15 protein-coding genes are annotated in these 15,155 nt (G+C 41.1%); 7 read left to right on the top strand and 8 right to left on the bottom strand.

Translation table 11 applies throughout. The features are described from left to right. Positions 1-384: 384 nt before the first annotated feature. A complete protein-coding gene (locus IE080_RS09430; RefSeq protein WP_189581202.1) occupies positions 385-1,779 on the bottom strand; it encodes an aminopeptidase P N-terminal domain-containing protein in 1,395 nt (464 codons plus the stop codon). Between the two features lie 104 nt (positions 1,780-1,883). Here IE080_RS09430 and pafA point away from each other — a divergent pair, with 104 nt between their 5' ends. Further along, on the top strand, positions 1,884-3,509 hold the full coding sequence (gene pafA, locus IE080_RS09425; RefSeq protein WP_189581199.1) for an alkaline phosphatase PafA: 1,626 nt from the start codon (positions 1,884-1,886) through the stop codon (positions 3,507-3,509). Positions 3,510-3,641: 132 nt separating this feature from the next. On the opposite strand, the gene IE080_RS09420 is transcribed toward pafA, so the two are convergent. Further along, positions 3,642-4,127: a methylated-DNA--[protein]-cysteine S-methyltransferase gene (locus IE080_RS09420; RefSeq protein ID WP_189581196.1), complete on the bottom strand. Its 486-nt coding sequence runs from the start codon at positions 4,125-4,127 to the stop codon at positions 3,642-3,644. 937 nt (positions 4,128-5,064) lie between these two features. Between IE080_RS09420 and IE080_RS09415 the strand changes: the two genes are divergently transcribed. Next, positions 5,065-6,234 carry an ATP-binding protein gene (locus IE080_RS09415; RefSeq protein ID WP_189581193.1) on the top strand — a complete coding sequence of 390 codons (1,170 nt, stop codon included), beginning with the start codon at positions 5,065-5,067 and terminating at the stop codon, positions 6,232-6,234. 613 nt (positions 6,235-6,847) lie between these two features. Here the strand turns inward: IE080_RS09415 and IE080_RS09410 are convergent. Together IE080_RS09410 and IE080_RS09405 are read right to left on the bottom strand one after the other, a co-directional pair. Then, entirely contained in the window at positions 6,848-7,321 is a 474-nt protein-coding gene (locus IE080_RS09410; protein ID WP_189581190.1) for a hypothetical protein, read from the bottom strand. Positions 7,322-7,702: 381 nt separating this feature from the next. After that, a complete protein-coding gene (locus IE080_RS09405; RefSeq protein ID WP_189581512.1) occupies positions 7,703-8,398 on the bottom strand; it encodes an XRE family transcriptional regulator in 696 nt (231 codons plus the stop codon). A 97-nt stretch (positions 8,399-8,495) separates the two neighbouring features. On the opposite strand from IE080_RS09405, the gene dinB reads away from it, so the two are divergent. Continuing rightward, positions 8,496-9,686 (top strand): DNA polymerase IV, encoded by a 1,191-nt coding sequence (gene dinB / locus IE080_RS09400; RefSeq protein WP_189581187.1) that lies wholly within the window; start codon positions 8,496-8,498, stop codon positions 9,684-9,686. 6 nt (positions 9,687-9,692) lie between these two features. Here the strand turns inward: dinB and IE080_RS09395 are convergent, their stop codons facing one another. The 4 genes from IE080_RS09395 to IE080_RS09380 all read right to left on the bottom strand — a co-directional run bounded on the left by IE080_RS09395 (position 9,693) and on the right by IE080_RS09380 (position 12,678). Next, positions 9,693-10,685 carry a hypothetical protein gene (locus IE080_RS09395; RefSeq protein ID WP_189581184.1) on the bottom strand — a complete coding sequence of 331 codons (993 nt, stop codon included), beginning with the start codon at positions 10,683-10,685 and terminating at the stop codon, positions 9,693-9,695. Positions 10,686-10,692: 7 nt separating this feature from the next. Continuing rightward, a complete protein-coding gene (locus IE080_RS09390) occupies positions 10,693-11,163 on the bottom strand; it encodes a hypothetical protein (RefSeq protein ID WP_189581181.1) in 471 nt (156 codons plus the stop codon). After that, complete coding sequence (locus tag IE080_RS09385) at positions 11,108-12,151, bottom strand: DUF4221 family protein (protein WP_229800571.1); 1,044 nt, start codon at positions 12,149-12,151, stop codon at positions 11,108-11,110. The genes IE080_RS09390 and IE080_RS09385 overlap by 56 nt, the downstream gene beginning before the upstream one ends. 275 nt (positions 12,152-12,426) lie before the next feature. Next, the gene (locus IE080_RS09380) at positions 12,427-12,678 is read right to left on the bottom strand and encodes a hypothetical protein (protein ID WP_189581175.1); all 252 of its coding nucleotides are present in this window, start codon (positions 12,676-12,678) and stop codon (positions 12,427-12,429) included. A 353-nt stretch (positions 12,679-13,031) separates the two neighbouring features. Between IE080_RS09380 and IE080_RS09375 the strand changes: the two genes are divergently transcribed. From IE080_RS09375 to IE080_RS09360, 4 genes are read left to right on the top strand one after another with little or no spacing between them, the layout of a single operon-like run. Beyond that, a complete protein-coding gene (locus IE080_RS09375) occupies positions 13,032-13,298 on the top strand; it encodes a DUF493 family protein (protein WP_189581172.1) in 267 nt (88 codons plus the stop codon). A 12-nt stretch (positions 13,299-13,310) separates the two neighbouring features. Further along, entirely contained in the window at positions 13,311-13,550 is a 240-nt protein-coding gene (locus tag IE080_RS09370; protein WP_189581169.1) for a 4a-hydroxytetrahydrobiopterin dehydratase, read from the top strand. Next, complete coding sequence (rsmI, locus tag IE080_RS09365; RefSeq protein ID WP_189581166.1) at positions 13,540-14,286, top strand: 16S rRNA (cytidine(1402)-2'-O)-methyltransferase; 747 nt, start codon at positions 13,540-13,542, stop codon at positions 14,284-14,286. Before IE080_RS09370 ends, rsmI begins: the two co-directional genes overlap by 11 nt. Before the next feature lie 3 nt (positions 14,287-14,289). Next, positions 14,290-15,087, top strand: coding sequence for an inositol monophosphatase family protein (locus IE080_RS09360; RefSeq protein ID WP_189581163.1), 798 nt, complete (start codon positions 14,290-14,292; stop codon positions 15,085-15,087). Positions 15,088-15,155: the final 68 nt, after the last annotated feature.

Below are 15,155 nucleotides of genomic sequence, written 5' to 3'. Positions count from 1 at the left end.
TTTCCAACTCCACACCACTCTTCCAATGACCAGGGTTAAAATCCGAATCTATTGATTTTTCATACTAGACATGATTTACACGGGCTAAAGGTATTGATGTCGGCCGTCCCTATGGGACTTTGGGGGTATCAACTAAATTTTAACCCGAGGGTTGAAACCCTCGGCTAAAATGTTGACCGTCTCTACGAGACTATTGTGCTCATTCGTACGCAAGAAAAAACTTCTTTAAAACATGTCAAATCACATCTAAGGTTATCGAATCTTCGTATCTTGAGTCTTAATACTTACCTCTTCGCAACTATTTTCTCATCCTAACTTCCCCAGTGTTCACTTACACCCTATCATTCTACATCCCTCATTCTACATTCTAAATCACCTCCCTGTTCACTGAACTGCTAACTTCTGCAACACCCCTTCTTCTTTCATAATCGCTTCGATATCTTCCACAGTCTTTGGAACGAAATTGGAAAGATTGATATGTCCATTTTCAGTGATAAGAATATTATCTTCGATCCGCACACCAATTCTCCACCATTTTGGATCTGTATTGCTGCCTTCAGGAATATAAATTCCAGGTTCTACAGTCAAGACCATGCCAGGGGCAAATTTTACATTGCCTCCACGGTCATGCACATCTAAGCCCAAGTGATGCCCAATGCCATGAGGAAAATACGGATGGCGCTCTCCTTTTTTGATTATTCCAAGACGAACCAAGCCATCATCTATCACTTTTCTGGACACTTGCTGTACATCACGCATGTCCGCACCTGGCTTGCAGGCAGCAATGCCAGCCTCCATAGACTCCAACACAATTTCGTAGATAGCTTTTTCTTCAGGTGAGAAAACACCCTTTACAGGAACTGTACGTGTGATATCACCAGAATACCCTCTATACTCCGCCCCTATATCCATCAAAAGTAAGCCTTCCTGCAAGTTTACTTGGTAATTATCCACATAATGCAAAATGGTCGCATTGTTACCTGCTCCAGCAATAGAATTGTAGCCAACTGCCTCTGCCCCCATAGCCTTGTGGACAAACTCATGAACACCTTGAATAGCTCTTTCAGAAACGCCAGGTTTGATGGAACGCATGGCTTCCATGTGCCCTTTACCACTGATTTCTATGGCCTTGGTCAACAAAACCAATTCCTCTTCTGTTTTCACCACCCTCAAAGCATTCATCAACTCATTCAAGTTAGGCGAACTTGGAGCCTCTGTACGGAGATTCATTCCTTTAAATGTGGCCACCATGTCTTTCAACGGAGCATTGTAAGACCCACCCTCAAAATCTCCTATGGGGAACGAAAGGATTTGCTGCATTCCATTCCAGTTGACAGCAGGCTTTTTCATGAAATCTGCATAAGTAAATGCCACTTCAAAACCTAACTTCGTCTTTACACCATCCACACCCAAGCGCTCGCCATCCCACTGCTCTTTACGGGGATCACGGGGCTGCACGTAGATAATTTCCTTGACCGATTGACCATCGATTAGCTGAGCTTCTTTAAAAACTACTAAAGCTGCATTGGGCTCGCGAAAGCCTGTCAAGTAATAAAAATCAGAATTGGGGCGGTACATAAACTCTGTATCATTGGACCTGTTTTTGACAGGATTGCTGAAGAATACCGCCACACTATTAGCAGGCATCAAAGTCCGGAGCGCTTCTCTTCTTTCTTGATGAAAAGCAGCAGACAAGCCGTCAGCAAAATACGATTGTGCATCAATAAAACCCCAACTCATCATGAGCAGGCAAACCGTCAAAAGAAATTTATTTTTCATTCGTGTTCAAATTTGTAGTTTTGAAATATACTATGACTTTTTAAAAAATCTAAACGAATCTATACCTGTGGAAGGTTAAACAAGTGAATAATCTATAACATGCGATGAAAAAAATTATTCTGAGTATATCATTTGCCCTTTATTCGTGGTTGGGGCAAGCACAAGAGGCAGAAAAACCGGCTATCATCATTGGTTTAGTAGTCGATCAGATGCGTCAGGAATACTTCTACAAATTTGAAGAGCGTTACACCGACGGGGGATTCAAACGCCTGATGCGGGAGGGTTTTATGATGAAAAATGCACATTATAACTACATCCCTACCTATACAGGTCCTGGCCATGCCTCCGTTTACACAGGAACTACCCCTGCCACTCATGGAATCATCGCCAACGATTGGTATGTGAAAAATTTAGGAAGAACCATCTACTGTGCTTCTGATAGCACTGTGAATGCTGTAGGTGGCTCGGCATCCAATGGAAAAATTTCCCCAAGAAATCTATTGACCACCACGATCACGGACGAACTCCGATTCGCCACCAATAAGCGATCTAAGGTAGTAGGCATTGCCATCAAAGATCGGGGTGCTGCCTTACCTGCTGGACACTTGGGCGATGCCTATTGGTTTGATAGCAAAACTGGGGAGTTTATGACCTCCGATTATTACTATGAAACCCTCCCAACTTGGGTACAGCAGTTCAATGAACGAAAATTGGCTGAAAAATATCTTTCCCAAGCATGGGAACCACTTTTCCCTTTAGAAACTTACGTTCAGAGCATTGCGGATGACAATGATTTTGAAGGCCCATTTATTGGCATGGATAAGCCTGCTTTTCCTTATGATTTGAAAAGTTTGATGGAAAATAATGGTGAATACGGGCTGATTTCAACAACTCCTTTTGGAAATACATTGACATTAGATATGGCATACGCAGCCATTGAAGGGGAGCAGTTAGGCAAAAGAGGAGAAACAGATTTCTTAGCAGTTTCCTTTTCATCTCCAGACTATATCGGGCACAGGTTTGGACCTAGTTCTGTAGAATTGGAAGACAATTACCTTAGGCTGGACAGGGATTTAGAGAAGTTTTTCACCTATTTGGACGCTACTTACGGTCAAGGCAATTACCTCATATTTCTTACAGCAGATCATGCCGTTGCGGATATTGTTGAGTATATGAAAAGTGAGCGAGTCCCGGCTGGCAATTTCAATACCCGATTTATTCTGACGCAGATGAAAGGTTTTACCTCCGAAAAGTTTGGAGAAGGTGACTGGATCCTCAATTTTTCGAATGAACAGGTATTCTTAAATGATAAATTGGCAGCAGAACGAGGGATATCTATAGAAACCATCCAACGGGAACTAGCTTCTTTCCTACTACGCTTCGAAGGTGTTAAAGAAGTTTATACCGCTACAGATTTAAGAAAAGAAGAGTACATCCACGGAAGAAAAGCCTTGTTGCAGATGGGTTACAATCACAAAGCTTCGGGGGATTTGTTATTGATTCTAGAGCCAGCTTGGCTAAGCAGTTCGTGGAAAGGAACTACTCATGGTACAGGTTACACCTATGACACCCATGTACCCATTGCATTTATGGGCTGGAACATTCCTCAAGGTGAAAGTACCCGCTACGCCAGTATTACAGACATTACTCCTACCCTATCCATGCTATTGAACATCCGACTTCCAAACGGCTCGGATGGCAACCCCATTCAAGAAATCTTTACGAAATAAGGACAAAAAATAAAGTAACGACCCTTCCGAAGGCTTTTCACATACTTCGAATAAGGGTTCGTTACTTTTTAAAATCGAATTTAACTTTTCAGGGAGAAATCAATATCCAAATATCCAATATCTAAATATCGTCTAATAATTTAGAACCACCTGAACCCCCACTTTTTCCTTCCTTTCCAATTCCAATAATTTTTCCTTTCTCCAGATTCCTCCTGCATATCCGGTTAATTGTCCAGATTTACCAACAATGCGGTGGCATGGCATCATGATTAAAATTGGATTAGCACCAACAGCCGTACCAACTGCCCTGACTGCTTGGGGCTTACCCATACGTTTGGCAATATCTTCATAGGTAGTGGTCTTCCCGAAAGGAATCGTGTTGATCAATTTCCAAACTTCATGTTGGAAATCGGTACCGCCCAAGGCAACAGGAACATCAAAAGTCTCTTGTTTTCCTTGGAAATATAATCCTAACTGTATTCTTACATCCATTAAGACGCCATCTAAAAATTTGTCAGTAGCAGGTTCCTCTGTAAACTGTAAGCGAACCAAGTATCCATCCCAGACCTCAGCCCTGACATTCCCCAATGGCGTTTCCATCACTGCATAATCTTTCATCTTCGCACTTGTTTAAAGGGTGTAGTATGCGTATTCAGTATGCCAATCAACTTAACTCGGGAGAGTTGTCAAAGGTATAACGGATTTCTGGCATTTTTGTCTATGATTAGGTGTTAATATTAGTGAATAGTGGATGAGGTGATTAGTTATTAGTAGATTAGGTGATTAGTGGGTGGCTGAGCGGAGTCGAAGTCAGCGGAGTCGAAGCCAGTGAGTAGTTTGGAATTAGGAATGTGGAATGAAGAATTTGGAATGATGAAGAGTTCACGCCAAGGCGCAAAGCCGCAAAACTAGGGACGTCCCTAGCACTGAAAGACATCCATTGAAACGTCCCCCAAGACCTTCACATTCGACATTTTAACCCAATTCCCCGCCATGGTTCACACCACGCCGGCAACAATCGAGCGCCAAGTCCGCAAAAGGATGGTCCACAGATTTCGCAGATTTTCACAGATTTTTATTTTGCACAATCCCACTGTTTTCTACGAAGACCTCAGGCCTAGCGGTCCTATGGATACCGGAGCTATTTCTAATTTATTTGAACATTATTTCATTTCTGCCCCACCCCCCAAACCTCTCCATCCAAATGGATAGCTAATCCCAATTATTTCAACTTTATTTCTACCTTATTTCCATTTATTTCCACTTATTTCAATTAGACTAAAATCATCTCTCCAAGACAAAATTGTCTTGATTCTTTCTCCTTTTCTTCCTACCCTCCAACCTAGCTCCTCGTTAAAAAGTTATCAAAATAGCTTTTCTTAACGCTCTGTCCTCCTTCATCCTTTATTTCTAATTTCTAACTCACTTCCGAGGCTTTCCATTCAACCAAATTCCAGTAAAATCAGGAACTACATCTTGAAGTCTCGAACTATCATTAAGATAAAAATTAGAAAAATATGGAATCAGATTCCATATTTTTCCGTATTTTTATCCTATGATTGAACGAACCGCTTCCTCTAAACTAGTGCAACTAGCTTCCATGTTTAAAGCTGTTGCTGTAATTGGACCAAGACAATCTGGAAAAACAACGTTGGTCAAATCCCTATTCCCTAAAAAGCCATATGTTTCTTTGGAAGATCCTGATACTCGAAATTATGCACTGCAAGATCCGAGAGGCTTCTTGGGCAACTACCCTCAAGGAGCCGTTTTAGACGAAGTCCAACGAACTCCAGACCTGTTCTCCTATTTGCAGGGAATCATTGATAAAAGTGATGAATCTGGTCAATTCATATTAACCGGCTCCAATAATTTTTTATTGCAACAAACTATCAGTCAAAGCCTTGCCGGGAGAGTTGCCTATTTGCAATTACTTCCTTTCAGCTTGAGTGAACTTTATGGGTCGGACCCACAGAATGAATTGATTGAGGATAAAATTCAGTTTACCGGCTTTTATCCTCCTGTACATGACCGTGGAATTCCACCAACTGATTGGTTCCCAAACTACCTCAGAACCTATGTTGAGCGTGATGTCAGACAAATCAAAAATGTAACAGACCTGATTGTATTTGAGCGATTCATCCGAATACTTGCAGGAAGGACCGGGCAGGAATTAAACATGACTTCATTAGCTGTTGAAGTAGGAGTGGATACAAAAACAATACAGTCCTGGATCGGGATCCTCGAAAGTAGTTTTATTGTATTTCTGATCAGACCACACTATAGAAATTTCAACAAAACAATTACCAAAAGGCCCAAGGTGTATTTTTATGACACTGGATTGGTTTGTTCCTTACTTGGGGTTTTAAAGGAAGATCAGTTATCCATTCACCCATTAAGGGGAAGTATCTTTGAGACCTTCATTGTTTCTGAATTAGTGAAAAAAAGAACCAATGCAGGCAAGGAAGTTAACCTGTTTTATTGGCGAGATAAAACAGGAAGAGAGATTGACATCATCGTTGATGAGGGATTAAACCTTTTACCAGTTGAAATTAAATCCGGAAAAACAGTCACCAGTGAATATTTCAAAAATCTTAGTTATTGGATGGAACTGAGTGGAGCCACCAATGGAATCGTCCTTTACGGAGGTCAAATGGACCAAAACAGAAGTAATGGAATAAAGGTCTCAAGCTGGAAAAACCTCATGATCGATGGACTTCTAGAGTAATTGAAAGTAATCGATGGCTGAGTGGAGTCATTGACCAGTATGGAATTGGGAATGTGGAATGATTCGATAGTCGTTGTGAACCTGCGGAGGTGGTTGCAAAATGTTAATGGTTAAGTGTTGAAATGTGGATTAGGGGTGCTAATTCCAGAAACAAGTCAGATATACTGTTTTGTGGGTTTTAATCGACATTTTAACCCAATTCCCTTCTATGGTTCACGCCACGCCGGCAACGATCGAGCGTCAAGGTCCGCAAAAGGATGGTCCACAGATTTCGCAGATTTTCACAGATTTTTTATTTTTCACAATCCCATTGTTTTCTACGAAGACCACAGGCCTAGCGGTCCTATGGATACTGGAGCTATTTCCAATTTATCTGGACATTATTTCAACATTACCTCCACACTATACCCCCAAATCTCTCCATCCAAATGTCCCATAGCTAATCCCAATTATTTCAACTTTATTTCCACCTTATTTCCAATTATTTCAATTCGACTAAAATCGTCTCTCAACGACAAACTGTCTCGTCCTGAAAATACTTGATTCTTGTTTCTTGTCTCTTGATTTGCATTACCTACTTTACATTTACAGTAATATGGTTATTGAAGTGCTGTTACTCAATAAACCCAAAAAAAGAGCTAATTTGAATGACCTGATCCTTTTGACTGGAAGCTTTTAAGGGCTCTATTCGGATATCTGCATCTTGACTACCATCAATCAACAAAATAGATAACTCGCTTAAATTATCCTTCACGAAGGACCAATTGTAATATTTTTGTGGTTCAATAAATATATTCGGTATATTCTTTGAAGCCAATACTTTCTGATGTCGATTTCGTTCCCACTTATCATCACCTGTGATAATTAAAGCTAAACCTTTATCAGTAAGATCAAGAGAATCAATTTGTATTGACGTCAATAGATTTTGATAACAAGCCGAACAAGAAGAGTCAAATGGAACTACTATTAATTTTTCAACATTTAGTTCAGCAAGCTCCAAAAGCTCCTCAAAGTAATTGGTTTCTATTTTTTTACAACTTGAAAAAATAGAAATTACTAACCCAATTACAATAACATTAACTCTCAACACTCAGCAAATAAAACCTAACCATATTTTCTACAGGATCCTCTTTACCGATATCCATCCTCGCAAAAAAACATCCATGGGGACACACTCCAAGACCTCAGGCCTAAAGGCCCTCTTGCTGAGATGAGACATTTGTTTTCTACGAAGACCACAGGCCTAGCGGCCCTATGGATGCCCTAAGCTATTTCAAATTTACCTGGACATTATTTCAATTCATTTCTGCACCACCCCCCAAACCTCTCCATCCAAATGCCCAATATCCATTCCCAATTATTTCTACCTTATTTCCATTTATTTCTATCTTATTTCAATTAGACTAAAATCGTCTCTCCAGGACAAATTTGTCTTATGTCTTGTGTCTAGCATCTCGTGTCTCCCTCCCTACACCATCATCAACCGAAACTTCCACACTTCTCGCACATCCGCTATTGCCACATAAAAGGGCTTATAAATAGGATTGGAGGAACAAAGCAATAGCCGCTCTTTTTCCTTGATCTGATTGTAAGCGAGTTTGAAGGTGACACCGTCCTGCTCGGTGACGATCACGTATTTTTCCCCATCCTTGATAGCCAACCAATCGTCCACATACTCACAGACAAGCCAAGCTCCATCAGGAATGGGCAACATGGAATCCCCATCTACCTGAAAAACCCGGTGCTTCTTGTCCTGCGGCAGAAAAGGCAAGGAAAAACGTGGCAATTCCTCAATAAAATCCGGATCCGAAAACCCTGCCAAGTAAGAGGCCTTGGCTTTTTGGGAAACCACCTCGATCAACTCTCTCCCATCTTGGTCCACCGTCGTGCTCAGAATCCGGAGATTGCGACCCCGAAGAAACTGATCCGTCTCCAATACCTGTCTTAGCTTGTACTCCGAAAGAGAAGCCAACTCTTTTCTCAATAAAATATCCACCGATACCCCAAAATAATCGGCAAACTCCAGCAGCTTCTCCAAAGGAGGGGAAATATTGAGTTCATAACCTGCCAACTTAGACCGACTAATCCCCAAGGCATGGGCGAGCGTCTCTTGCGTCAGGCCCTTTTGCTTGCGTAGAAATTTAATATTCGCGTTCAGATACATTTTTCCGTCAATTGCTGTCATGCGTGCACATACACCTTTCAAATATAAAAAATGATGTTTAAATTATAAACACAAAAATGTCAAAATATTTAACAAGATGGAAAGTGGGAGAAGCATTGTGCACATGGACTTGGATTCATTCTTTGTGTCGGTAGAGCGCTTGTATGACAATCGCTTGGTAGGGAAGCCCATCCTCATCGGAGGTTCGGGAGATCGGGGGGTAGTGGCTTCTTGCAGTTACGAGGCACGGAAATTTGGCATACACTCCGCCATGCCCATGCGGACAGCGCGGCAACTCTGTCCTGAGGCATTGTTGATTCGGGGGGATTTTGAAAAATACAGCCAAAAATCCCATGAAATCACCGAAATCATTCGAGAGGCTGTACCCCTCTTTGAAAAATCCTCCATCGATGAATTCTACATAGACTACACCGGCATGGACCGCTTCTTTGGCTGCCTGAAGATGGCTCGGGAACTACGTGAGCGTATCTTGAAAGAAAGCGGATTACCCATTTCCCTTGGACTGTCCGAAAACAAGACCGTCTCCAAAGTAGCCACCGGAGAGGCCAAACCCAACAATTACCGGGAAATCCCACGGGGAGACGAGAAGCCTTTTCTCGCCCCTCTATCCGTGCGGAAGATTCCCATGATCGGAGAGAAGACTTCCAACACCTTATTCAACATGGGAGTCAAAACGGTCAAAACCCTACAAGTGATGCCTTCGGAATTGCTGGAAGCTACGTTTGGGAAAAATGGACTCAGCATCTGGGAAAAGGCCAACGGCATAGACCGCAGCCCTGTAGTCCCCTATTCGGAGGCCAAGTCTATCTCTTCCGAAAACACCTTCGAGCAGGACACCATCGATGTGAAAATGCTGGAAGCCCATCTGATCGCCATGACGGAACAGTTAGCGGGCAAACTCCGGCAAAATCAGCAGCTCACCGCCTGTGTGAGCGTGAAAATCCGTTATTCCGATTTCGATACCCATACCGTGCAGCAGCGCGTTCCCTACACCTCTGCAGATCATACGCTGATACAGGTGGTCAAGGACTTATTCAAAAAACTCTACAGCCGCCGCATGCTGATCCGGCTTATCGGTGTGCGCTTCAGCAACCTGGTCCATGGCAACTATCAGATCAACCTCTTTGAGGACACCGCCGAGCAAATCCGCCTCTACCAAGCCCTGGACCGCATCAACGGCAAGTTTGGAGACAAGACCGTGTGCAGGGCTGTGGGCATGCAAGTGGGTAGAAGGAGGTTTAATCCTTTCAATGGGGTGGTGGTGTAGGACAAGTTAGTACCCATAAGGAACTACCTTTTCGGGTACTTGTCCTTTGAGAGGGTAGCGAAACACATCGAAGGATTTTCTCCCTTGCCTTCCTTCATATACGTAACCATTATCTATGACCAAAGGAAAAAATGAAAGATTGTAAATTGGTCTAACTTGATTGGCATCATCTACCTTATGAAGTGTATAGGTTTTGCTTGCATCCTCACCTAAGCCAGACTCCCATGAAAGCAGGTAAACCTCACCATATTCGTGATCAAACAGCATTTTCATTTCTGTATTTTCTTCCTTTACGGGAACCGTTGAACGTTGAATACTACCATCCTTATGCAATCGAATTAGCGTCTTATGCGAAGATGACCAAATGAATGTAAACCCCTTCTTGTATCCATAATAAGCGCCAAATGTCTCACTATCTTTACCTATCTTTTCACCTTTTGGATGAAATATTACAGTAGTATCTTGTGCCGAAACAAAGCCATAATCAAAAGGTGGATTTTTTGTAAAACCGTACCCTATGTGCTGAAGTCTTCTGCGTGGATTGATAATTTTATCTCCAGGCCTTTTAATCAAAATAATTTGTGTTCCTGTTTCATCTGGACCCTTTTCCAAGTATTCCCGACCAACAATATAATCTGGATTCAAAAATGTGTTCGTAGTATTGATCCCATGCTGCTTTCCATTGTAAAATTCGTAGGCTTCTACCACTTCAAACCGATTATTGGATGTTTTAATCATCAGTGAATAACTCACGTCCAAAGGACTAAAAATGGAGTCATTCACCTTTACAAAACTTTGAGCGGCATCAATCTTCATTTCATCTACTACAAGATTCGCTTTATCCAACAAGTACATCGTCCTTTTCGCGGGCCTATTATTAGAGGCATAGATCAACACTTTCTGTTCACCCATGGGCAGATAAGATGTCAGAACACAGTTTTCACAGCCATAAACCAATTCAGGCACAGCATCTTGGGCATTGATAGCTGTGGCGAGCATGCAAAAACTATAAATAAGTAGCAGCGTTTTGAAGAGAGAGCGAAACATAACTGTATTTTTTAGCGGAAACATTAATCAATACAGGACTAAATGCATTCAAATCATACGATTTCATGAGGTTGTTTTCATCGATCACGATTTTTAAGTTTGTTTTTGAAATTAACCTTTTAGATTTTTCAAGCCTATCTTTTGACACCACATTCCCTGAAAGAACCACAGAAATCTCGTGCTCAGTTTTTACCAACTGTTCCAGTACTTCATCGACACACAGTCCACAACTATCTAAAGGCAACAATAAAACCTGCGCAGTAGTTACCTGAACATTTAATTCTTTAAGATAATATTCTAAATCTTGCCCATATGCATATGGGCTGAAACCATTAGACTCACAACCAAGAAGAAAAAGAAGGTATATCAATTTATTACTCTTCCCAGTTAAAGATTCCGAAAACCATTTCATCATCATTTTTCCGTTCATTACTAACTATATAGAGGCCATTTTCTCTTACAAATGTGAACATGGGGTTGTAAGCCTGGGTATCCAAGTCTATAGCACCGACTACGTTTAACTCTTTATCCATTACCAATATTTTCCATTGAGCATCCAAAGCAGTATTTTTAGTACCCCGCGGATTTATTAAATCCTGTTTCTCCTTCAAAAACCTGTAATAAACCTGCCTATAGGGATCAAAAAGGAGTTGCTGAAACCAGGCAGAAGAAATATAATGGTTGACGAATTGCTGAAAATCAGCATCCCTTTTTACACCTATATTTTCATACTGCTTCAATTTGGGATAGTGGTATTGGAGTACAATTGAACTGTCTAAGGTATATTCATAGATACTTGGGTCTGCTGGAAAAGTAACTAAATACGTATTCCTGTGCGAATGGGTAAGGGTCGGTTCACGCAAAATATCGTAATAAGCATCTCCTCTGTAAACTTCCGGGTACGAACCGAAGGTAGTTCTCGTTTCATTATTTACAGGATCCCACACTACAAACTTATCTTTTTTGTAATAGTTGGTCGATTTGACATCGGTATCAGGATACACAGGCAATATCCAATTCGAGGATCCGAAAATAGGCCTTTGCCCTTGATGTGCATAAGCTACCGGGTAAAGCTGCATTCCTTTGTTATCCCGCAATTGAACTGCTGGTGAACTAATTACCTCACCACGTACATTAAAAACCTTCATCCGCTTACTTCTATCTTGCATCATTACAATACTGTCAGAATTGAAGTACCAAAACATATCTAAATCAGCCTCTATACTTCCCGGTCCATCTTCTTCAAAAAAGATGTGGCGAATTGGGATACTATCATCATCCAAGGGGATAAAATCCAAAGAAACCTGCTGTCGATTGAAGCCTAGCAGATAAGAAACCCCATTCTCCTCGATCAACTGAAAATAATCGTAAAATGGGAGCGTCAAGGAATCAATGGTGATGATATAGTTATCAATCATTACCGTTTTTTGGGTAAAATTTGTATCCCGGTTTATAATTTCAACAGATTCAATAGCCGTATTTACACCTGAACATGAGACTATTAAGAGGATGAAATATATCAATCTTAATTTTTTCATAAATAAAAAGAAAAGTTGCCTTATAGAAGTTCAGTTAAACATTATTACTACATCTTCACTAAGTACAATTTACTTATGTATTTTAACTTGTTTACGTTGTAATATCTTCAATGTTTTTCTAACTCAATAAGACAACTAAATAAAAGACTTATTTATTAATTAGATGAAACAGAAGCCACAATGGCTGCCGCTGCCGCAGCAATGGTTACGACATCTTTAACATCTTTCCAAAAGCAGATTTTTTTGCCATCGCAAGTTGTTCCTGTTTGTTTACATTTTTCGGCTTGACTTATGGAACAATATTCTTTTTGAAATTTTGAGCCATCAGAAGCCATAGTCAAATTACCGAAAGAAAGCCCTCCAAATACTAGGACTCCGCCAATCAATAAAGATAATTTTCGTTTCATGTTTTTTTTTAATTTAATGGTTTTGTGAATATTTTGTCTTACACACAAGACTAATGATTTCCTTTTGAGTCATACGGATTGCCAATCCCACCTTAGCATTACATCTTTTTTTAACTAAAATAGTGTGTGTGTGTGTGTGTAATGCAAGAGTTTATTGTGATTTTTTTTACAAAATACATGAATAAGTTCTTTTTGTAAACGAAATAATTTTTCTTGTGTTTAACCATATAGTTATGGGATTATTTTTTTTCAGCACTCCGTCAAGAAATATCATTCTTTGTTTTTCTAGAACATAAAAATCTATTCAGCACACCCTATTACCATTTCCCCACTTAAATCCTTAAATTTGCAACATGAAAGGACAATTCGATACCCAAGCTTTCAAAGAAAAACTGGAAGCACAAACGACCTTCCCCTCACTTTACATGTTTAAATTTATCGTCCCTGTGGCACAGCAGGATGAATTGGCAGCTTTACTTCCCAATAATGCGATTCAGTTTAAACAATCCTCCAAGGGGACTTATGTCAGTGCTACCATCGAAGCCATGATGCCAAACAGTGACGCCATCATTGCAGTTTATGAAAAGGCAGCCAAAATCTCTGGCGTCATCGCACTTTAAAACACCAAAACTATGTGGACCGAACAAGACAATAAACTTCGTCGGGAATTTAAATTCTCTGATTTCCAAGAAGCTTTTGCATTTATGACACGGGTAGCCTTTTTGGCGGAAGCCCATAATCACCACCCTAATTGGAGCAATGTCTACAATACCGTCACCATCGAACTGACCACACACGATGCAGGAAACGTGGTGACTGAAAAGGATAGAAAACTTGCAGCTGCCATCGACCAACTAGGATATGCCGGCTGATCAGCATATTCATTTACACCTTGTACCAACTCCTGTGGGCAATCTAGGGGATATGACCTTTCGAGCTATCGAGATATTGAAGTCCGTGGATGTCATCCTAGCCGAAGACACCCGTACGTCAAGCAAACTCTTGAAGCATTTCGAAATTCAGCGTCCTCTGCAATCCTATCATATTTTCAATGAGCATAAGACCATTGAAAAATTGATTCAGCGTATGCAAAAAGGAGAAGTGATGGCGCTGATTTCAGATGCAGGAACACCTGCTGTGTCAGACCCTGGCTTCTTATTGGTGCGTGCAGCGCGGGAAGCTGGATTGGAGGTCTCTTGCTTGCCAGGAGCCACTGCCTTTGTACCTGCCTTGGTCAATTCGGGTTTTCCTACAGACCGCTTTGTTTTTGAAGGATTTCTTCCCCACAAAAAAGGAAAGAAAACAAAAGTGGAAAGTTTGGTCAGCGAGACGCGAACCATGATTTTCTATGAGTCTCCTCATCGACTAGAAAAAACTTTGGAACTGTTTGCGGAAGTTTTTGGCCCTGAGCGAATGGCAGCAGTATCTCGGGAGATCAGTAAGCTCTACGAAGAAAACTTACGTGGAACATTACAAGAATTGCTAAGCCATTTTTCTGAAAATCCTCCCAAAGGAGAAATTGTATTACTGCTCCAAGGAGCCGAAGAAATCAAAGAAAGTAAATCCGAAGCCAAACGAAAAAAATGGCAATCATCTGAAGAAGACTAACTCATGCAAGACCTAACCCATATTGTAGAAAAAGTAAAAAGCATTGCCAAAGAAGCTGGCGCATTTATCCGCAAGGAGCGTCAGAACTTTAATTTGGACAAAGTCGAACAAAAAGGCTTGAATGACCTAGTTTCCTACGTGGACAAACAAGCTGAAATGATCATCGTCTCTCGCTTGCAACAAGTACTTCCAGAAGCTGATTTTATTGCAGAAGAAGGCAGTGCAGGTACCAGTGGAAAAGATTGGACTTGGATCATTGACCCCCTGGATGGGACTACGAATTTTATCCATGGGGTACCTGTTTTTTCTGTCAGCATCGGTTTACGGCATTTAGATGAAATCGTGTTGGGCGTAGTCTATGAGATCAATCAAGACGAATGTTTCTCTGCTGTCAAAGGACATGGCGCTTTTTGCAATGAAAAACCTATCAAGGTAAGCCCTTCCAAATGTTTGTCAGAAGGCTTGATGGCAACGGGATTCCCTTACAGTGCGTTTAAACAATTGGATCAGTACCTAGCTGTATTAAAAGCATTGATGGAAACCTGCCATGGAGTCCGGAGAATGGGCAGTGCAGCTGTGGACCTTTGTTATGTTGCGGCAGGCAGATTTGACGCATTTTATGAATATGACCTCAAGCCTTATGACGTTGCGGCAGGATCTTTGATTGTACAAGAGGCAGGCGGTACAGTAACTGACTTCAAAGGTGGAAAAGACTACCTTTTTGGAAAGGAAATTCTCGCAAGTACTCCGCTTGTCTACAGAGAAATTCAAGATATTTTATCTACGCATTGGAAAAGCTGAGATTAGACTTGTCTTTTCCGTGAATTGAAGTTTTAATTTAAAGGAATTCGGGTTGAAGGTTGTCGCAT

Origin of the sequence: Mongoliitalea lutea (assembly GCF_014652135.1) — a bacterium.
Taxonomy (GTDB): domain Bacteria; phylum Bacteroidota; class Bacteroidia; order Cytophagales; family Cyclobacteriaceae; genus Mongoliitalea; species Mongoliitalea lutea.
Note: the sequence above shows the minus strand (reverse complement) of the source record. Positions and strands in the feature narration are given on the sequence as shown.